Origin of the sequence: Streptomyces sp. NBC_00353, assembly GCF_036108815.1 — a bacterium.
GTDB lineage: Bacteria > Actinomycetota > Actinomycetes > Streptomycetales > Streptomycetaceae > Streptomyces.
Genome location: NZ_CP107985.1, coordinates 7,592,524 through 7,611,094, shown reverse-complemented (window position 1 = coordinate 7,611,094; position 18,571 = coordinate 7,592,524). Strand labels below are relative to the sequence as shown.

16 protein-coding genes and 1 rRNA gene are annotated in these 18,571 nt (G+C 68.1%); 8 read left to right on the top strand and 9 right to left on the bottom strand.

Annotated elements, in window-relative coordinates; genetic code table 11:
- Positions 1–207 precede the first annotated feature (207 nt).
- Both OHA88_RS34335 and OHA88_RS34330 read right to left on the bottom strand, forming a co-directional pair.
- A 16S ribosomal RNA gene (locus tag OHA88_RS34335) occupies positions 208–1,733 on the bottom strand.
- A 656-nt stretch (positions 1,734–2,389) separates the two neighbouring features.
- Positions 2,390–3,031 carry a DNA-3-methyladenine glycosylase gene (locus tag OHA88_RS34330; RefSeq protein ID WP_328628355.1) on the bottom strand — a complete coding sequence of 214 codons (642 nt, stop codon included), beginning with the start codon at positions 3,029–3,031 and terminating at the stop codon, positions 2,390–2,392.
- 73 nt (positions 3,032–3,104) lie between these two features.
- Here OHA88_RS34330 and OHA88_RS34325 point away from each other — a divergent pair, with 73 nt between their 5' ends.
- The 3 genes from OHA88_RS34325 (at position 3,105) to OHA88_RS34315 (ending at position 5,124) form a co-directional block, all read left to right on the top strand.
- Positions 3,105–3,887: a sporulation protein gene (locus tag OHA88_RS34325; protein WP_267005904.1), complete on the top strand. Its 783-nt coding sequence runs from the start codon at positions 3,105–3,107 to the stop codon at positions 3,885–3,887.
- Positions 3,888–3,930: 43 nt separating this feature from the next.
- Positions 3,931–4,461, top strand: a complete 531-nt coding sequence (locus OHA88_RS34320; protein WP_328628354.1) for a YbhB/YbcL family Raf kinase inhibitor-like protein — start codon at positions 3,931–3,933, stop codon at positions 4,459–4,461.
- A gap of 156 nt (positions 4,462–4,617) precedes the next feature.
- Positions 4,618–5,124 carry an HNH endonuclease gene (locus OHA88_RS34315; RefSeq protein WP_030920231.1) on the top strand — a complete coding sequence of 169 codons (507 nt, stop codon included), beginning with the start codon at positions 4,618–4,620 and terminating at the stop codon, positions 5,122–5,124.
- A gap of 168 nt (positions 5,125–5,292) precedes the next feature.
- Here the strand turns inward: OHA88_RS34315 and OHA88_RS34310 are convergent, their stop codons facing one another.
- From OHA88_RS34310 to OHA88_RS34300, 3 genes are all read right to left on the bottom strand, one after another.
- The gene (locus OHA88_RS34310; protein ID WP_030920228.1) at positions 5,293–6,222 is read right to left on the bottom strand and encodes an SPFH domain-containing protein; all 930 of its coding nucleotides are present in this window, start codon (positions 6,220–6,222) and stop codon (positions 5,293–5,295) included.
- 126 nt (positions 6,223–6,348) lie between these two features.
- Positions 6,349–6,777, bottom strand: coding sequence for an NfeD family protein (locus OHA88_RS34305; protein ID WP_267005901.1), 429 nt, complete (start codon positions 6,775–6,777; stop codon positions 6,349–6,351).
- 54 nt (positions 6,778–6,831) lie between these two features.
- The gene (locus tag OHA88_RS34300) at positions 6,832–7,629 is read right to left on the bottom strand and encodes an ABC transporter ATP-binding protein (protein ID WP_267005900.1); all 798 of its coding nucleotides are present in this window, start codon (positions 7,627–7,629) and stop codon (positions 6,832–6,834) included.
- A 123-nt stretch (positions 7,630–7,752) separates the two neighbouring features.
- Here OHA88_RS34300 and OHA88_RS34295 point away from each other — a divergent pair, with 123 nt between their 5' ends.
- Positions 7,753–8,535 (top strand): hypothetical protein, encoded by a 783-nt coding sequence (locus OHA88_RS34295; protein WP_328628353.1) that lies wholly within the window; start codon positions 7,753–7,755, stop codon positions 8,533–8,535.
- A 166-nt stretch (positions 8,536–8,701) separates the two neighbouring features.
- Here OHA88_RS34295 and OHA88_RS34290 read toward each other — a convergent pair whose 3' ends face one another.
- From OHA88_RS34290 to OHA88_RS34280, 3 genes are all read right to left on the bottom strand, one after another.
- A complete protein-coding gene (locus OHA88_RS34290; protein ID WP_030974440.1) occupies positions 8,702–8,950 on the bottom strand; it encodes a chaplin family protein in 249 nt (82 codons plus the stop codon).
- Between the two features lie 146 nt (positions 8,951–9,096).
- A complete protein-coding gene (locus tag OHA88_RS34285; protein ID WP_267005898.1) occupies positions 9,097–9,741 on the bottom strand; it encodes a response regulator in 645 nt (214 codons plus the stop codon).
- Positions 9,734–10,879: a GAF domain-containing sensor histidine kinase gene (locus OHA88_RS34280; RefSeq protein ID WP_328628352.1), complete on the bottom strand. Its 1,146-nt coding sequence runs from the start codon at positions 10,877–10,879 to the stop codon at positions 9,734–9,736. The genes OHA88_RS34285 and OHA88_RS34280 overlap by 8 nt, the downstream gene beginning before the upstream one ends.
- A gap of 192 nt (positions 10,880–11,071) precedes the next feature.
- On the opposite strand from OHA88_RS34280, the gene OHA88_RS34275 reads away from it, so the two are divergent.
- The 3 genes from OHA88_RS34275 (at position 11,072) to OHA88_RS34265 (ending at position 13,951) form a co-directional block, all read left to right on the top strand.
- Positions 11,072–11,815, top strand: coding sequence for an SDR family NAD(P)-dependent oxidoreductase (locus tag OHA88_RS34275; protein ID WP_328628351.1), 744 nt, complete (start codon positions 11,072–11,074; stop codon positions 11,813–11,815).
- Complete coding sequence (locus OHA88_RS34270) at positions 11,812–12,915, top strand: S-adenosylmethionine:tRNA ribosyltransferase-isomerase (RefSeq protein ID WP_328628350.1); 1,104 nt, start codon at positions 11,812–11,814, stop codon at positions 12,913–12,915. The genes OHA88_RS34275 and OHA88_RS34270 overlap by 4 nt, the downstream gene beginning before the upstream one ends.
- Positions 12,916–13,201: 286 nt before the next feature.
- Positions 13,202–13,951 (top strand): transglycosylase SLT domain-containing protein, encoded by a 750-nt coding sequence (locus OHA88_RS34265; protein ID WP_267005894.1) that lies wholly within the window; start codon positions 13,202–13,204, stop codon positions 13,949–13,951.
- 98 nt (positions 13,952–14,049) lie between these two features.
- On the opposite strand, the gene OHA88_RS34260 is transcribed toward OHA88_RS34265, so the two are convergent.
- A complete protein-coding gene (locus OHA88_RS34260; protein WP_328628349.1) occupies positions 14,050–16,623 on the bottom strand; it encodes an ABC transporter ATP-binding protein/permease in 2,574 nt (857 codons plus the stop codon).
- Between the two features lie 244 nt (positions 16,624–16,867).
- Between OHA88_RS34260 and OHA88_RS34255 the strand changes: the two genes are divergently transcribed.
- Positions 16,868–18,559, top strand: coding sequence for a streptophobe family protein (locus tag OHA88_RS34255; RefSeq protein ID WP_328628348.1), 1,692 nt, complete (start codon positions 16,868–16,870; stop codon positions 18,557–18,559).
- Positions 18,560–18,571 lie beyond the last annotated feature (12 nt).

Below are 18,571 nucleotides of genomic sequence, written 5' to 3'. Positions count from 1 at the left end.
CTTGCGGCCATACCTTCAGACACCCAACAGCGCGCCCAGTACCCGGAATTCAATCGGTCCGCTTTCCACGCTCCGAGGAGCAGTACTTACGACCCGGTTGAACCACCAGGTACTGAATAGTCAACGTTCCACCCATGAGCTGACCACCGTCGAACATTTGCCGACGTAGTGGCTCTGGATTCCTTGCGGAATCTAGATGCTCCTTAGAAAGGAGGTGATCCAGCCGCACCTTCCGGTACGGCTACCTTGTTACGACTTCGTCCCAATCGCCAGTCCCACCTTCGACAGCTCCCTCCCACAAGGGGTTGGGCCACCGGCTTCGGGTGTTACCGACTTTCGTGACGTGACGGGCGGTGTGTACAAGGCCCGGGAACGTATTCACCGCAGCAATGCTGATCTGCGATTACTAGCAACTCCGACTTCATGGGGTCGAGTTGCAGACCCCAATCCGAACTGAGACCGGCTTTTTGAGATTCGCTCCGCCTCGCGGCATCGCAGCTCATTGTACCGGCCATTGTAGCACGTGTGCAGCCCAAGACATAAGGGGCATGATGACTTGACGTCGTCCCCACCTTCCTCCGAGTTGACCCCGGCAGTCTCCTGTGAGTCCCCATCACCCCGAAGGGCATGCTGGCAACACAGAACAAGGGTTGCGCTCGTTGCGGGACTTAACCCAACATCTCACGACACGAGCTGACGACAGCCATGCACCACCTGTATACCGACCACAAGGGGGGCACCATCTCTGATGCTTTCCGGTATATGTCAAGCCTTGGTAAGGTTCTTCGCGTTGCGTCGAATTAAGCCACATGCTCCGCTGCTTGTGCGGGCCCCCGTCAATTCCTTTGAGTTTTAGCCTTGCGGCCGTACTCCCCAGGCGGGGAACTTAATGCGTTAGCTGCGGCACCGACGACGTGGAATGTCGCCAACACCTAGTTCCCAACGTTTACGGCGTGGACTACCAGGGTATCTAATCCTGTTCGCTCCCCACGCTTTCGCTCCTCAGCGTCAGTAATGGCCCAGAGATCCGCCTTCGCCACCGGTGTTCCTCCTGATATCTGCGCATTTCACCGCTACACCAGGAATTCCGATCTCCCCTACCACACTCTAGCCTGCCCGTATCGACTGCAGACCCGGGGTTAAGCCCCGGGCTTTCACAACCGACGCAACAAGCCGCCTACGAGCTCTTTACGCCCAATAATTCCGGACAACGCTTGCGCCCTACGTATTACCGCGGCTGCTGGCACGTAGTTAGCCGGCGCTTCTTCTGCAGGTACCGTCACTCTCGCTTCTTCCCTGCTGAAAGAGGTTTACAACCCGAAGGCCGTCATCCCTCACGCGGCGTCGCTGCATCAGGCTTTCGCCCATTGTGCAATATTCCCCACTGCTGCCTCCCGTAGGAGTCTGGGCCGTGTCTCAGTCCCAGTGTGGCCGGTCGCCCTCTCAGGCCGGCTACCCGTCGTCGCCTTGGTAGGCCATCACCCCACCAACAAGCTGATAGGCCGCGGGCTCATCCTTCACCGCCGGAGCTTTCAACCCCGTCCCATGCGGGACAGAGTGTTATCCGGTATTAGACCCCGTTTCCAGGGCTTGTCCCAGAGTGAAGGGCAGATTGCCCACGTGTTACTCACCCGTTCGCCACTAATCCACCCCGAAGGGCTTCATCGTTCGACTTGCATGTGTTAAGCACGCCGCCAGCGTTCGTCCTGAGCCAGGATCAAACTCTCCGTGAATGTTTTCCCGTAATCGGGAGACACATCACGAGAGCGGGACGATCAGCCGGAATAAGACCGACCGTCCACAGCGTCCTCGCTGTGTAATTGCCTACCGGAACCACAAGAGCCCGGCAGGACTTTCAAAGGAACCACCAACCTGCCGAAGCAGGCCGGGGTATCAACATATCTGGCGTTGACTTTTGGCACGCTGTTGAGTTCTCAAGGAACGGACGCTTCCTTTGTACTCACCCTCTCGGGCTTTCCTCCGGGCTTTTCCCTTCGGTCTTGCGTTTCCGACTCTATCAGACTCTTTCGTGTCCGATTCCCGGTCGAAGCGGGTTCCGCTTTCCAGGTTTTCGCTTTCGCGTTTCCCTTTCCGGCGGTTCCAACCTTACCAGACTCTTTTTCGTTCCGTTTCCGGTCCGAATTTGATTCCGATGGCCGTTGGAGTGGCCTTTGCCTTTCGGCGTGTTCACTACTTTAGTCGATTTCCTTGGCGGCTCATAATCGAGTCGATGGGTTCGAATTTCGGCATGCCGAAATCGCACCCGCCAGGGTGAGTCGAAGGTAGTGGTTGGCCGCTTCCGAGTGCTCAGGCTTGGTCCGATGGACCGTGCCGACAGCAGTACCCGTTCAAGCGGCTCGGACTACGTTAGGCGGATCGCAGGGGCGAGTCAAGTTGCGCGGCGGCGTGGCGCATGGGGGCGATAGGGGCTCACGGTGGGGTCGCCGTCGATCCAGAAGCGCCAGGGATGCAAGGCACCGTCGCCGCCCACGCCGGTGCGAGGCCCGTTGCGTACCTGGTCGCAGGGTGGCGGGGTGCCGTGCAGCACGGACAACGAAGCACCCGGGTGGGCGATGGCGTCGGTGCCGTTCAGGGCTTTGTCGACGTCCAGGGCGGTGGCCAGACGGGCTGGACCTTTGGCCAGTTCTCTGTCATTGCGGGCCGAGAATCGACGTTTGCGGCTGAGCTCGGCGCCCACGCGGATCTCGCCGGCCCGGAGCAGTACACCGCTCGCCATGCCCTCGGGGCCGCACACCAGATTGAGGCAGTGCCACATGCCGTAGGTGAAGTAGACGTACACGTGGCCGGGCGGTCCGTACATCACGCTGTTGCGGTGGGTGCGGCCGCGGAAGGCATGGGAGCCGGGGTCGATCTCGCCCGCGTACGCCTCCACCTCGGTGAGGCGGAGTTCGATGGGGCCGTCGGCCGTGTCCCGTACCAGCGTCCGGCCCAGCAGGTCAGGTGCCACGTCCAGTACGGGGCGGTCGAAGAAATCGCGTGTCAGCGGCGTACGGTCCAAGCCCTCGATCATGGCGATCGAGGTTACCGGGAACCGACTACGGTCGTGGCGCGTATGTACGGGTCAGGACCAAGGAGGAGTAAACATGGGCTTCAAGCGGCTGCTCGCGAGCATGGGTGCCGGTGGCGCTTCGGTGGAGACGGAGCTGACCGAGCTCAACGTCGTACCGGGTGGGGTCGTCCAGGGCGAGGTGCGGATCCAGGGCGGTTCCGTGGCGCAGCAGATCGAGGGACTGTCGGTCGGCCTGCAGGCGCGCGTCGAGGTCGAGGGCAACGACCAGGAGATGAAGCAGGACATCGAGTTCGCCAAGCTGCGGCTCGGTGGTGCGTTCGAGGTGCAGGCCGGTGCGGTGCACGTCGTGCCGTTCGGGCTCGAGATTCCGTGGGAGACGCCGATCACGATGTTCGCCGGTCAGCACCTGCACGGCATGAACATCGGTGTGACGACCGAGCTGGAGATCGCACGGGCGCTGGACTCGGGTGACCTCGACCCGATCAATGTGCACCCGCTGCCGGCGCAGCAGGCGATCCTGGACGCGTTCGGGCAGCTGGGCTTCGGCTTCCGGAGCGCGGACATGGAGCGTGGTCACGTTCGCGGTACGCGTCAGCGGCTGCCGTTCTACCAGGAGATCGAGTTCTTCCCGCCGCAGCAGTACCGGGGGCTGAACCAGGTCGAGCTGACGTTCGTCGCGGACGACCGCGAGATGGATGTCGTCCTGGAGATGGACAAGAAGCCGGGGCTCTTCAGTGAGGGCAGCGACTCGTACCGGGCGTTCAAGGTCGACCTGCACGACTACCAGGGGACCGACTGGGCGGCGTACCTCAACCAGTGGCTCGCCCAGGTCGGCGGTCAGCGCAACTGGCTCTAGGGTCGATGGCGAGTTACCGGAGCCGATCAGGAGAGGTGTTGACGTGACCGAGCCGAAGAGGCCGCCGCTTCCGCATGACTTCCATCCCGAGGTGCCGTCGTTCACGGTGGTGAGCGAGGATCTCACCCCTGGGGCCGTGCTGGCCGATGCCCAGGTGTTCGCGGCCGGGAACACCTCGCCGCAGCTGCGGTGGGAAGGGTTCCCGGCGGACACCAAGAGTTTCGCCGTGACCTGCTTCGATCCAGATGCTCCGACGGGCAGCGGGTTCTGGCACTGGGTCGTCTTCGACATCCCGGCGTCGGTCACGGAGCTGCCGGCCGGTGCGGGCAGCGGAAAGTTCGACGGGCTGCCCGAGGGTGCTGTTCAGGTCCGTAACGACTACGGGTCGAAGGAGTTCGGCGGGGCTGCGCCGCCGCCCGGGGAGAGCCACCGCTACGTCTTCACCGTGTACGCGGTGGACACCGAGAAGCTGGGGGCCGACAGCGATGTGTCGCCGGCGGTCGTCGGCTTCAATCTGCGGTTCCACACGCTGGGACGTGCCCAGCTGATCGGTGAGTACCCCGGGCCCGCCTAGTACTCGGTGAGCTGAGAGTTCCCCTGCTGTTTGCCCTGCCCTGGTCTTGGAGAGATCAGGGCAGGGCATTTTTTATTGCGTTGTCCATCACGGCCTGCCCAGCCAGAGTTGATCCGGGCCTGCCGGGGGGCGGGCGGCACACGGGAGGTGGGCGAAATGCGGGACACGCTGGTTCTCAACGCGAGCTTCGAGCCGCTGTCGACGGTGACGCTGAACCGTGCAGTGGTGCTGATCCTGCAGGACAAGGCTGTCGTCGAGCAGTCGCACCCCGATCTCCGTATGCGTGGCGCCGCCGTGGACATTCCGGTGCCCCGCGTGATCAGGCTCTGCCGGTACGTACGGGTGCCGTTCCGAAGACAGGCGCCGTGGTCCAGAAGAGGTGTGCTGATACGGGACCAGCACCGGTGCGCGTACTGCGGGCGGCGGGCGACAACCGTCGACCATGTGGTGCCGCGGGCCCAGGGCGGTCAGGACACCTGGCTCAATACGGTGGCGTCCTGCGCCGAGGACAACCACCGCAAGGCGGCCCGGACACCGGAGCAGGCGGGGATGCCGTTGCTGCGGGAGCCGTTCGTCCCGTCTCCTGCGGAGGCGATGCTGTTGGCGATGGGGGCCGGTGAGCGGTCGGCGCTGCCGGAGTGGCTGGACCGGACTGCGGCGTAGGAGACGTACGTACAACGTCGTACCGAAAGCCCGTCTTCGTACGTAAGAAGGCGGGCTTCCGTGTGTCTGCGGATCAGCTTCGCGGATGCGAGGTTGCAGGAGGGTCGTCCGGCATCCCCCGGCATGATCGGTGCGCGGCGCACTGATCAGGCCCGGGGTGTGTACGCGTCAGTCGACCGGGGGTTCCTCGCGGCGCTCCTTGCCGGTGTTGAAGCCCGGGACACCGGTGCCGAGGTTGCCGAAGGCGCCGCTGAGGCCCTTGAGGGCGTCGCCGATCTCGCTGGGCACGATCCAGAGCTTGTTGGCGTCGCCCTCGGCGATCTTCGGGAGCATCTGGAGGTACTGGTACGAGAGGAGCTTCTGGTCCGGGTCGCCGGCGTGGATCGACTCGAAGACCGTACGGATGGCCTGGGCCTCGCCCTCGGCGCGCAGGGCCGCGGCCTTGGCCTCACCTTCGGCGCGCAGGATCGCTGACTGCTTCTCGCCCTCCGCGGTGAGGATCGCGGACTGCCGCGTTCCTTCGGCCTGGAGGATCGCTGCGCGCTTGTCCCGGTCGGCGCGCATCTGCTTCTCCATCGAGTCCTGGATGGAGGTGGGCGGCTCGATCGCCTTGAGCTCGACACGGTTGACGCGGATGCCCCACTTGCCGGTGGCTTCGTCGAGGACTCCGCGGAGGGCGGCGTTGATCTCCTCGCGGGAGGTCAGGGTCCGCTCCAGGTCCATGCCGCCGATGATGTTGCGGAGAGTGGTGACGGTGAGCTGCTCGATCGCCTGGATGTAGCTGGCGACTTCGTACGTCGCGGCGCGCGCGTCCGTCACCTGGTAGTAGATGACGGTGTCGATGTTGACGACCAGGTTGTCCTGGGTGATCACCGGCTGGGGCGGGAACGGGACGACCTGTTCACGGAGGTCGATCCGGTTGCGGATGGTGTCGATGAATGGAACGACGATGTTCAGGCCGGCGTTGAGCGTACGGGTGTAGCGGCCGAAGCGCTCCACGATGGCTGCGCTGGCCTGCGGGATGACCTGGATCGTCTTGATCAGGGCGATGAAGACGAGCACCACCAGAATGATCAGGACGATGATGATCGGTTGCATCGTGTTCCTCGTGCCCTTCGGTTGCCGACGGATCGCGATGATCGGGGTCGGATCTCATGAGGTCCGGATCTCATGATGATCGACATCGAGTCTGGCAGACCGCGGTCCGCCGTGTGTGCGGTTCGGTCACATGACCACGGCCGTGGCCCCGTCGATGTCCACGACATCCACGTGGCGGCCGGGTTCGAAGCTCTGCTCCCCGTCGTATGCGCGCGCGGACCAGACCTCGCCGGCCAGTTTGATGCGGCCGCCGTTGCCGTCGACCCGTTCCAGGACGACGGCCTGACGGCCCTTCAGCGCGTCGATGCCGGTGGCCAGTCGGGGGCGGTCCGCACGGTGTCTGGCGGCGATCGGGCGAACCACCGCGATGAGCGCGACGGAGACCACGACGAACACCAGGACCTGGGCCACGATGCCGCCGCCCAGCGCCGCGACGACTGCCGCGGCGACCGCTCCGACAGCGAACATCCCGAACTCGGGCATCGCGGTCAGCACGAGCGGAATGCCCAGCCCGACCGCGCCGATCAGCCACCACACCCACGCGTCGATGTCCACGTGGTCATGGTAGGACCGCGGGTCCCTTCGCCGACAGGGTTGCGATCAGGACATTCAGGACAGCGGAAGGCCGTGCGCGGTGTATCGCTCGCTGGCGTGCTCGACGATGAGCGGCAGACCGAAGCAGAGGGAGAGGTTCCGGGAAGTGAGCTCGGTCTCCATGGGGCCCGCGGCGAGGACCTTGCCCTGACGGATCATGAGGACGTGGGTGAAGCCCGGTGCGATCTCCTCGACATGGTGGGTGACCATGATCATGGACGGGGCGAACGGGTCACGGGCGAGACGGCCGAGGCGGCGGACCAGGTCCTCGCGGCCACCGAGGTCGAGACCGGCGGCGGGTTCGTCGAGGAGGAGGAGCTCGGGGTCGGTCATCATGGCGCGGGCGATCAGTGTGCGCTTGCGCTCACCCTCGGAGAGGGTGCCGAACTTCCGGTCGAGGTACTCGGTCATGCCGAGCCGGTCGAGGAAGGCGCGGGCGCGGTCCTCGTCGACGGCGTCGTAGTTCTCGTGCCAGGTGGCGGTCATGCCGTACGCGGCGGTGAGCACCGTCTGCAGGACCGTCTGGCGCTTGGGAAGCTTCTCGGCCATGGCGACACCCGCGATACCGATGCGGGGGCGCAGGTCGAAGACGTCGGTGCCGACGCCGCCGAGCTGCTCGCCGAGGATCTTGGCGGTGCCCTTGGTCGGGAAGAGGTAGCTGGACGCGATGTTGAGGAGAGTGGTCTTGCCGGCGCCGTTCGGGCCGAGGATGACCCAGCGCTCCCCCTCCTTGACCGACCAGGAGACGTCGTCCACCAGAGCGCGTCCGTCGCGGACCACGGATACGTCCACCAGCTCCAGTACATCGCTCATGAGCGCGTTGTCTCCCCATACAGTCTCGAGATCGTCGCGTGCCTGCGGGCACAGCTCCCAGGCAAAACTTACGCCACCCCAGGAGTGCTCCGGCTCTTAGGTCCGGTTCCCTAGGCTGTTCCCATGCTTTCGGAACCACGCTCAGGGCTGCTGGCCGCATGGGGTAACGCGCTTCTGGCCGGACTTGTGTCGCCGGACGACGCGGCGCTCGCGATTGTCGGAGAGGACGCGGTGCACCGCGTCGAGGGATTGCCTGGTGAGGCGGGGCCGGTCGGGCTCACGCTCGCGCTGGGGCGGCTGCGGGGACTGGGGGCGACGGGCTTCCGGGTCGCACTGCCGGTGCCGGGGCATCCGCTGGGGCTCAGCGGTCCGCCGGAATTCAACGCGCGGGCGTTGGAGGCGGAGGAGGCGGTGATCGCTTCCGGTGTGCCGTACGGGCTGGTGCCCGAGGTCCGGGAGGTGGGGCCGGCCGGGGATCTGCACATCGAGGTGGTGTGGCGTTGCCTGCCGGTGCGGGAGGCGCCGCCGGCCGATGTGCCGTCGCTGAGCGAGGCGGAGCGGGAGCTCGCGGAGGCCTTGCGGGATGCGACGGCGGTGCTGTCGCGGCTGGACGTGGCCGGCTCGGGGCCGGTGGCGGAGGCAGCGGTGGACGCGTACCGGGCGCGGGCGGAGCGGGGGCGGGAGGTGCTCGCTCCCGGGTATCCGCCACGGGCGGTACGAGTACTGGAGCTGGCTCAGCGGGTGGGGCTGCTGATCTCGGTGGCGTCCGAGAACGGGCACGGCGGGGCGGTGAGCGCGTCGGAGATCGCCGCGCGGGCGGACGCGTTGCGGCCGGTGGAGCGAGTGGCCCGGCGGGCTCAGGTGGCCGCGTACAACGCCTATGTGGAAAGCCGGGAGCGGGGGTAGCCGGCGGGGTGGAGCACTGGTGCCGTCCGGTGGCCGCTCTGCGCCCGACCGCCGGACAGGATCGATGGTTGAAGTTGATGGACCGCCACTTGGGACGTGGTGCTGCACGGTTGATGCCGGACGGGTCCCTGATTGGGCCCGTCCGGCATCAACTGGCTTGTGCGGGTCAGCCGTTCAGACCGAAGTTGCCGAAGGCCGGGTTGAGTAGGCCGATCACGTTGACCGTGTTGCCGACCACGTTCACCGGGACATGGACCGGGACCTGGATGACGTTGCCGCTGACCACACCCGGGGAGTGGGTCGCTGCGCCGTGGGCGCCCGCGCCGTGGCCGGTGGCGGAGGCCGCGCCCGCGCCGGCGGCGATGATGCCACCGGCGATCACGGTGACGGCAGCGGCCTTCTTCAGGTTCTTCACTTCAGGATCCTCCTAGCATCGCTGCGGCCAGCCGCCGCAGCACGCATGGAGAACGCTCCCGGGCCGGACAGGATGCGCCGTACGGGTGACATACACCCGACAGTATGAATCTCAGTCTGGAGGGAACCGGTCCGCTTCAGCCCTGATCAGCCTGCCACCCCATGTCGGACGGCCCAGAGGGCGGCCTGGGTGCGGTCCGACAGATCCAGCTTCATCAGAATGTTCGAGACGTGCGTCTTCACGGTCTTCTCGGAGAGGACCAGCGCCCTGGCGATCTCACGGTTGGAACGGCCGTCGGCGATCAGGCCCAGTACTTCCCGCTCCCGTTCGGTGAGAGTGCTCCCCCGGCCCGTACCGCCGCCGGCGTCCTCCTGGGCGAGCAGGGCTCCGGCGACCTCCGGCTGGAGCAGGACATGGCCCGCGTACACCGAGCGGATGGCGCCGGCCAGTGCGTCCGGGTCGACGTCCTTGTATACGTAGCCGGAGGCGCCCGCGCGCAGGGCAGGGACCACCGTGCGCTGCTCGGTGAAGCTGGTGACGATCAGCACCTTGGCCGGGTTCTCCAGCTCCCGGAGCTTGCGGAGCGCCTCGATGCCGTCCGTGCCCGGCATCTTGATGTCCATCAGGACCACGTCGGGGCGCAGCTCCTCGCTCCTGGCCACGCCCTCCGCGCCGTCGGCCGCCTCGCCGACGACCTCTATGTCGTCCTGGATCTCCAGGAACGTACGCAGACCGCGGCGGACCACCTGGTGGTCGTCGACCAGCAGCACCCTGATGATCTTGTCAGCCACCGGGTACCTCCATCTCGATCGTGGTGCCCTTGCCGGGCGCCGATTCAACGGTGAGCCTTCCGCCGACACCGCTCGCGCGGTCCCGCATCGACACCAGCCCCAGATGGCGGCCGGCCTGCCGGGTCGCCATGGGTTCGAATCCGCTGCCGTCGTCGGTGATCCGCAGTACCGTGCCGGAACCGCGCCGGGCCAGCGTGACGTCGACCCGTTCGGCCCCCGAGTGGCGCAGCGCATTGTGCAGGGCTTCCTGGGAGACCCTGAGCAGCGCCTCCTCCTGGGCGGCGGGCATGGCCCGTACGCCGAGGCTCTCGAAGGTGACCCGGGCGCTGTGGGCGCGGTCCAGGACCTGGATCTGGGTACGGAGCGTCGCGACGAGGCCGTCCTCGTCGAGCGCGGCGGGGCGCAGTTCGACGACGGCGGCGCGCAGCTCGTCCGCCGCCTCGGCGGCCAGCGCGGCGACCTGCTGGAGCTCGCCCTTGGCGCGGGCCGGGTCGCGGTCGACCAGGGCGGCGGCCGCCTGGGCCGTCAGCCGCAGGGAGAACAGCTTCTGGCTGACCGCGTCGTGCAGCTCGTGGGCGAGCCGGGACCGTTCCTCGGCGATGGTGAGCTCACGGCTGCGCTCGTACAGCCTGGCGTTGGTGAGGGCGATCGCCGCGTGCTGGGCGAGGATCGACAGCAGCTCCTCGTCCTGTGCGGTGAAGCCGCAGCCGCCCTGTGGCTTGGGGCATCGCTTGTTGGCGAGGAAGAGCGCGCCGATGATTTCGTCGCCGTCCCTGATCGGCAGGCCGAGGAAATCGGACATGTCGGGGTGGGCGTCGGGCCAGCCCTCGAAGCGGGGGTCCTTGCGGACGTCGGCGAGGCGCTGGGGCTTCGCCTCGTGGAGCATCGCGGCGAGGATGCCGTGCTGCCGGGGCAGCGGGCCGATGGCCTTCCACTGCTCGTCGCTGACGCCGTCGACGACGAACTGGGCAAAACCACCGTGGTCGTCGGGGACGCCCATGGCCGCGTACTCGGCGTCCAGCAGGTCGCGGGCCGAGGCGACGATCGTCTTCAGGACGTCACGCATTTCCAGGTGCCGGCTCATGGCGAGCAGTGCGGCACTGACCGCTGCGAGGCCCGACGGTGGGCTGTGACTCATGGCCTCACCGTACCGGCGGGGTGGCCGCGCCGTATCGGCCTGTGGACGGCGGGTGCTTAGGGCGCTGGGCCTAGGTCGAAGTTCCTTGCGGGGGTGCGGCTCACGGCCGAGGCGCGGCGTGTGGGGGCGTTCCTACGTTGGCTGTGCCGAGGGTTCATCGGCCATTGCCGACGCAATAGGGGGACGGTTGTCATGCCTGTCGCGATGATCACGGGCGCTTCGAAGGGGCTGGGCCGTGCACTGGCCGCGGCGCTCGCACAGCGGGGCTGGGATCTGGTGCTGGATGCCAGGACCGCCGGGGTGCTGGAGGGGGCGGCGAAGGAGCTGGCGGGGTACGGGGCACGGGTGGTCGCAGTGCCCGGGGATGTCACGGAGGCCGGGCACCGCCGCGAGCTGGTGGCCGCCGCCGGGGAGCTCGGCGGACTCGATCTGCTGGTGAGCAATGCGAGTGCGCTGGGCGCCGAGCCACTCGTGCGGCTCGATGCGCTGCCGCTGGACGGGCTGCGGCAGGCGCTGGAGACCAATCTGGTGGCGGCGCTCGGTCTGGTGCAGGGGGCGCTGCCCCTGCTGCGGGCCTCGGCGGCGGGCGCGGTCGTGGTGGTGAGTTCGGATGCGGCGGCGGAGCCGTACGAGACCTGGGGCGGTTACGGGGCGTCGAAGGCGGCACTCGACCAGCTGGCCGCGGTGCTGGGGGTGGAGGAGCCGGGGCTGCGGGTGTGGGCGGTCGATCCGGGACACATGCAGACCGGTCTCTATGCGGCGGCGGTACCGGACGACGACGATCCGCGACCGCTTCCGGAAAGTGTGGTTCCCGGGTTCCTGCGGTTGCTGGAGCGGCGGCCGGCCAGCGGGCGGTACGCGGCGCCGTGGCCGGCGGAGTCGGAGCCGGACGATTCCGCGCCGGCCGGGTCGGCGTGGTCGGGGGCGGGACTGTGACCGCACTGGATGCGTTGCGAGTGCCCGCGGAGCTCTCGGCACGGGTGCCGGCGGAGCAGCGGGGTGCGGGGCGTGATGACGTACGGCTGCTGGTGTCGCGGGGGCAGGAGGTCTCGCACCATGCGTTCCGCGACCTGCCGGGGCAGCTGCGGGCCGGGGACGTACTCGTGGTCAATACGTCGCCGACGCTGCCCGCCGCGGTGAACGGCCGGGTGGGCGGTGCGCGCGTCGTCGTGCACTTCTCGACGCGGGGCGATGACGGGCGGTGGGCGGTGGAGCTGCGCCGCCCGGACGGGACGGGAGCGACGGTGCCCCGCCGCGGTGGGCCGGCCGGGGCCGTCGTGCATCTGCCGGGCGGTTCACGGCTGGTGCTGGAGGAGCCACTGGGCGGCACGGGCGGGTACGGCACGGGGTCGCTGGGTGCGACGGTGGGGGCCAGGCTGTGGTGGGCGCGGGTGTCGGTGGAGGTGCCGGGGCTGCTGCGGCAGTACGGGCGGCCGATCCGTTACGGCTATACGGAGCGGGACCAGCCGCTGTCCGCTTATCAGACGGTCTTCGCCGTGGATTCCCCCGACGGGAGCGGATCGGCGGAGATGCCGAGCGCCGCTCGGCCGTTCACCACGCGGCTGGTGGCCGCGCTGGTCAGTCGCGGCGTGCAGTTCGCGCCGCTGACGCTGCATACGGGGGTGGCCTCGGCGGAGGCGCACGAGCCGCCGTACCCGGAGCGCTTCGTCGTACCGCGCGCGACGGCCTGGCTGGTCAATGCGGCACGGGCAGGCGGTGGGAAGGTCATCGCGGTCGGTACGACGGCGGTACGGGCGCTGGAGTCGTCGGCGGGGGCGGACGGGGTGGTGCGCGCGGCCGCCGGCTGGACGGATCTGGTGGTGACGCCGCAGCGCGGCGTGCGGGCGGTGGACGGTCTGCTGACCGGGCTGCACGAGCCGGAGGCCTCCCATCTGCTGATGCTGGAGGCGATCGCGGGGCAGGCCCCGCTGCAGTGCGGATACGCGGAGGCGCTGCGCCATCGGTACCTCTGGCACGAGTTCGGGGACGTGCATCTACTGCTGCCCGATCCGGAACATGACCCTCCGAATTGCTGAAGCAACGGATGGCGAGATTGTTACCCGGCCTATGTGAGGCCGCACATAGGACACACGTCACTTACGAAGCCCCGTAGTGGATACATAAGTCCCACATCAGTCGGCATGAGCACGGGCCGTCACGTAGGAGCGCGTCCGTGATCCACTATCCGGGTTCGTACGTCACATAATTGCCTCAGCATTTTGCGGCCGCTAAGAATTGCTCTCGTCCCCGACGGAGATGCGAACCCGTCGCATCCGTCTTCGTCCTCCGTGAGGACCCCGCAATTCGAAGAGGTACGACTGCATGTCCACGTCCAGCATCCACAGCCGTCTTCGTCGTCTGAGCAAGACCCAGAAGCTCTCCGCCGCGGGTGTCTCCGCCGCCTGCTGCGCCGCCCTCTCGCTCTCCCTCGTCCCGGCCCACGCCGAGACCCCTGCCGAGCCGCAGGCCGCCTCCGCCGCACCGGTGGTCATCGACGGCCTCCCGCAGGCCAAGACCATCCAGGCCAGCATCATCGAGCAGCACTCCACCGCCGAGAAGCTGGTGAAGGCCGCCGACGCCGTCAAGGCGAAGAAGGCCGCCGCCGCCAAGGCGAAGGCGAAGGCCGCCGCGAAGGCCAAGGCTGTCGCGAAGGCCAAGGCCAGGGCGAAGGCCGCCGCGAAGGCCAAGGCCGATGTCGCGAAGCGGTCCCCCCAGGCCGCCAGCCGCTCCGTCGCCCGCACCCCGGTCTACGCCAACAACCTGAACGGCTGGATCACCGAGGCGCTGGACATCATGAAGGCCCACGGCATCCCGGGCTCGTACGACGGCCTGCACCGCAACATCATGCGGGAGTCCACCGGTAACCCGAACGCGGTCAACGGCTGGGACATCAACGCCCAGAACGGCACCCCGTCCTGTGGCCTGCTGCAGGTCATCCAGCCGACGTTCAACGCGTACCACGTCTCCGGTACCTCGACGAACATCTACGACCCGGTCGCCAACATCACCGCCGCGGCCAACTACGCCGCCGACCGGTACGGCTCGATCGACAACGTCAACAGCGCGTACTGATCAACCCGAGGCACGATGCACAACGCCGAAGGGCGGCACCCCATTCCGGGTGCCGCCCTTCGGCGTTCCGTGCGTGCTGTGCACGCTGCGCCCCTGCGCTACTTGCGCATGACTTCCGGCTCGTGGCGGCGCAGCAGGCGCGCCACCGCGAAGCCGCAGATGATGGCGAGGAACAGCAGCACCGCGATGTTCATCCCCCACTGACCGGCCGTGTGCTCCCACAGCGGGTCGAGGTCGGTCGGGTTCTTCTGGTCCCACGGCGGCATCAGGTGCGCGAGGTCGAGCGTCGAGCCCGCGGCCGCGATGGCCCAACGGGACGGCATCAGCCAGGCGAACTGCTCCAGGCCGGGCGATCCGTACACCTGGAAGAGGATGCCGGTGAAGACGACCTGGACGATCGCGAACATGACCAGCAGCGGCATGGTTTTCTCGGCGGTCTTCACCAGCGAGGAGATCACCAGGCCGAACATCATCGAGGTGAAGCCCAGCGCAGTGATCGTGACGCAGAGCTCGACGGCCGGCGGCATGATCAGGCCCTCTTCGGGCAGGTCGCGGGTGGCGAAGCCGATTCCGCAGATGATGACGCCCTGGATGGCCGTGATCACGCCGAGGACGATCACCTTGGACATCAGATAGGCGGAGCGGGAGAGGCCGGTGGCCCGTTCCCGTTCGTAGATGACGCGTTCCTTGATCAGTTCTCGTACGGAGTTGGCCGCACCCGAGAAACACATGCCGACCGCGAGGATCAGCATGATCGTTCCGGCGTCTCCGTTGAACTTCGACGGCGGCTTCGGAGGGGCCAGACCGAAATCAGCCGGGATGACCACGCTGACGATGCCGAGGACCGCGGGCAGGATCACCATCAGACCCATGAAGCCCTTGTCGGACGCGATCACCGACACGTATCGACGGATCAGCGTCCACAGCTGCGTCATCCAGCCCTGCGGCTTCGGCGGACGCATCTGCTGCGGCGGCGGCATGTGTACGGACTGTGCGGCGACGGCGTCGATGTCCGCGGCGTACATCTGGTAGTGCTGCGAGCCGCGCCAGCGGCCCGCCCAGTCGTAGTCGCGGTAGTTCTCGAACGCGGAGAAGACGTCGGCCCAGGTGGTGTAGCCGAAGAAGTTGAGCGCTTCCTCCGGCGGACCGAAGTAGGCGACGGAACCGCCCGGCGCCATGACGAGCAGCTTGTCGCAGATCGCCAGCTCGGCGACCGAGTGCGTGACGACGAGGACCGTACGGCCGTCGTCGGCGAGACCGCGCAGCAGCTGCATGACATCGCGGTCCATGCCCGGGTCGAGGCCTGAGGTCGGCTCGTCCAGGAAGATCAGCGACGGCTTGGTGAGCAGCTCGAGGGCGACGGAGACACGCTTGCGCTGGCCACCGGAGAGCGAGGTGACCTTCTTGTCCTTGTGGATGTCGAGCTTGAGCTCGGCGAGGACCTCATGGATCCGGGACTGGCGCTCGGCCTCGGTGGTGTCCGCAGGGAAGCGCAGCTTGGCCGCGTACTTGAGGGCCTTGGTGACCGTGAGTTCCTTGTGCAGGATGTCGTCCTGCGGGACCAGGCCTATGCGCTGGCGCAGCTCGGCGAACTGCTTGTACAGGTTCCGGTTGTCGTAGAGGACATCGCCCTGGTTGGCGGGCCGGTAGCCGGTGAGCGCCTTGAGCAGGGTGGACTTGCCGGAACCGGACGGGCCGATGACCGCGATGAGCGACTTCTCCGGGACGCCGAACGAGACGTCCTTGAGAATCTGCTTCCCGCCGTCGACCGTCACCGTGAGGTGCCGGGCGGAGAAGGAGACCTCACCGGTGTCGACGAACTCCTCGAGCCGGTCGCCGACCAGACGGAACGTCGAGTGACCGACACCGACGATGTCGTTCGGACCGATCAGCGCGGAGCCGGACTTGTGGAGCGGCTGACCGTTGACGTACGTGCCGTTGTGGGAACCGAGATCGCGGATCTCGAAGCGCCCGTCGGGGGTCGCGTGGAACTCGGCGTGGTGGCGCGAGACCTGGAGGTCGGAGACGACGAGTTCGTTCTCCAGCGCACGGCCGATGCGCATCACACGGCCGAGGTCCAGCTGGTGGAACGTGGTCGGGCTGCGGTCGCCGTAGACCGGCGGGGCCCCCGCGGCACCGTCGGGACCACCTGCGCCGGGCTTCTGTGCCATGCCCTGCTGGTGCGGCACGTGAGGCTGCTGGTGCTGGGCGTGCTGTTGCGACTGGCCCTGGGGCGCCTGCTGCCGGCCCTGCTGCTGCTGCTGTTGCGATGCGGGATCCGGCCAGCCGGCACCACCCTGCTGGGGCTGCTGGGCGGGGGCCTGCTGGGCGCCCGCACCCTGGCCGTTGTACACATCGGCACCCGCGGCGGATCCGCTGAAGCTCAGCCGCGGTCCGTCAGTGGCGTTGCCCAGGTACACGGCGGAGCCCGGCCCGATGTCCATCTGGTGGATCCGCTGGCCCTGCACATAGGTGCCGTTGGTGGAGCCGTGGTCCTCGATGAACCAACTGCGGCCCCCCCAGCTGATCGTGGCATGCCGCCACGACACCCTGGCGTCGTCGATCGACAGGTCGCCCTGCGGATCGCGCCCCAGGGTGTACGGCCTGGACGGATCGAGCGTCCAGGTCCTTCCATTCAATTCCAGTACGAGTTCCGGCACTCCGCGCCCCACTAGTTGTCCCCCGAGTTACCCCCATCACAGGGAGTCTAGGGATGCTGAACATCGTGGGGAACTATTCCAGGAGCAGTCCCCGATACGAAAGTCGGGCCGGTTCGGGGCCGTGACGAGACCTGCGCCCACGCGCCGTTGACTCGGGAGAAACATGCTCGGAGAGTGGTAAGCGCCCATGAGTGCGTACAGATCATGAGCGAATAGGTCAACTCACGGCATCTCGGTGCGGATTGAGGGGGTCCTGATGGCTGGGGACGTGCGCGGGGGCGGTGGCGGTACAGGGCACATCCCTTGGGGAGACGTGGTGTTGGCCGCCATCGCCTCGGTCGGCTGGGCGATGGTCGCGATGGCGGGGACGGCGGCCCTCGGACTGCATCTGCTCGGCGCCGACTCGGTGGGGGCGCTGGGGCCGATGACGGCGGCCGTGGTGGTGCTGGGGGCGGGCGGATCGGTCTCTCCGTCGGGCGATGTCTCGGCGTTCGGGCTGGACGGGGCCGAGGCGCACGCCGCCCTGTCGGTCACACCACTGGGGGTGGGGCTGGCCGGTGCGCTGTTCCTCTCCTTCTTCTTCCTGCGGTCGCTGCGCGGGGCGGGAGCGGCGCTGCCCGGTGCCGAACTGGCGGTCCGCGCAGGGGCGGTGGTGGTGATGTTCGTCGCCGTGCTCGGCGGGCTGGCCTGGGCCGGTCACGATGTCGTGACGATCGACGGTGCGTCGCTGGGTCTGGACGAGGTGCCGGGGGCGGACGGTGACGCCCCCGGTGGGGCCGGGGGCATCGGGGACCTGCTGCCGGGCGGGCTCGGTGATCTGGGTGACCTCGGCGGGCTGCTGCCGGACCGGCTGGCGGATCTCGCAAGGGCGCAGGCCCATGTCGGGTTCACGGTCGACGCGGTGAAGTCGCTGGTGGGCGGGGCCTGCTGGGTGCTCGGGGTGCTGGTGATCGCAGTTCTGGCCTCGCGTCGTACGCCGTTGCCGTCCCGTCTGGCGTGGCTGCACCGGACCGTACGTCCGGCGGTGTCCGCGCTGGTGTCGGTGCTGCTCGTGGCGGTGGTCGCCGGGTGCGCGGCCGCGGCGTACGCGGCGGTGGGCGACGACCACCCGAAGCGGATCGCGGGCGCCGCGCTGCTCGGGGCGCCGAACGGGACGTGGCTCGGTGTGCCGCTCGGCCTCTTCGTGCCGTGGGACGGACAGGCGACCGGCGAGCCGGCCAGGCTGCTTCCCGATCCGCTGGACGAGCTGCTGCGGATGTCCGCCGACGAACCGGTGACGGTCGGGCGGCTGGCCGAACTGGACCACCGGGTCTGGCTGCTGGCGGTCGCCGCCGCGGTGATGATGCTGTACGCGGGGGTGCTGGCCGCGACACGTACCGACCGGGGAGAGGCGACCGCCGCCCGGTTCGCGGGGCGGTGTGCGCTGCGGCTCGGAGGCGTGACGGCAGCGGCCCTGCCACTGCTGGTGTGGCTGACGCAGGTCTCCGCGGATGGATCCCTTTCGGTGCTGGGCCTCGATGCGTTCGGGGCCGGGATCGAGCTGCACGGGCATCCGGGGACGGCCGCGGTACTGGGTGCGGTGTGGGGTGCGGGTGCGGGTGGGGTGGGGGCGCTGGTGGCGTGCGGGGCGGGAGCGGTTCCTGCGGTTCCTGCGGTTCCGGCGGGGTCATCGGGGTCATCGGGTCGAGGTGGCGACGAAGGCGGTGGGGGTGGTCCGGTGCCCGGGCCGTATACGCCGTCGCGGCCGTACCGGCCGTCGCACGAGGAGACCAACCCGTATCTGCGCCCGCATCCGGCGGACGCGATCCACGGGGCGCCGACGGTGGTGGAACCGATCGTCCCGCCCACCGCGCCGCAGGTGCCGCCCCCGGGGCCCGGGCCGGCGCCGCGGGACGGGGGGCGGCCGGACGGGGTACCGCCGCCCGACCAGCCGCCCGCGCGGGGGTGAACGGGTTTCCTC

Excerpts from the sequence above, each read along its gene's own strand:
- OHA88_RS34330 (WP_328628355.1), bottom strand. The coding sequence starts at position 3,031 with ATGATCGAGGGCTTGGACCGTACGCCGCTGACACGCGATTTCTTCGAC.
- OHA88_RS34280 (WP_328628352.1), bottom strand. The coding sequence starts at position 10,879 with ATGAGTCACAGCCCACCGTCGGGCCTCGCAGCGGTCAGTGCCGCACTG.
- OHA88_RS34295 (WP_328628353.1), top strand. The coding sequence starts at position 7,753 with ATGCTTTCGGAACCACGCTCAGGGCTGCTGGCCGCATGGGGTAACGCG.
- OHA88_RS34315 (WP_030920231.1), top strand. The coding sequence starts at position 4,618 with ATGCGGGACACGCTGGTTCTCAACGCGAGCTTCGAGCCGCTGTCGACG.
- OHA88_RS34275 (WP_328628351.1), top strand. The coding sequence starts at position 11,072 with ATGCCTGTCGCGATGATCACGGGCGCTTCGAAGGGGCTGGGCCGTGCA.
- OHA88_RS34255 (WP_328628348.1), top strand. The coding sequence starts at position 16,868 with ATGGCTGGGGACGTGCGCGGGGGCGGTGGCGGTACAGGGCACATCCCT.
- OHA88_RS34265 (WP_267005894.1), top strand. The coding sequence starts at position 13,202 with ATGTCCACGTCCAGCATCCACAGCCGTCTTCGTCGTCTGAGCAAGACC.
- OHA88_RS34310 (WP_030920228.1), bottom strand. The coding sequence starts at position 6,222 with ATGCAACCGATCATCATCGTCCTGATCATTCTGGTGGTGCTCGTCTTC.
- OHA88_RS34325 (WP_267005904.1), top strand. The coding sequence starts at position 3,105 with ATGGGCTTCAAGCGGCTGCTCGCGAGCATGGGTGCCGGTGGCGCTTCG.
- OHA88_RS34300 (WP_267005900.1), bottom strand. The coding sequence starts at position 7,629 with ATGAGCGATGTACTGGAGCTGGTGGACGTATCCGTGGTCCGCGACGGA.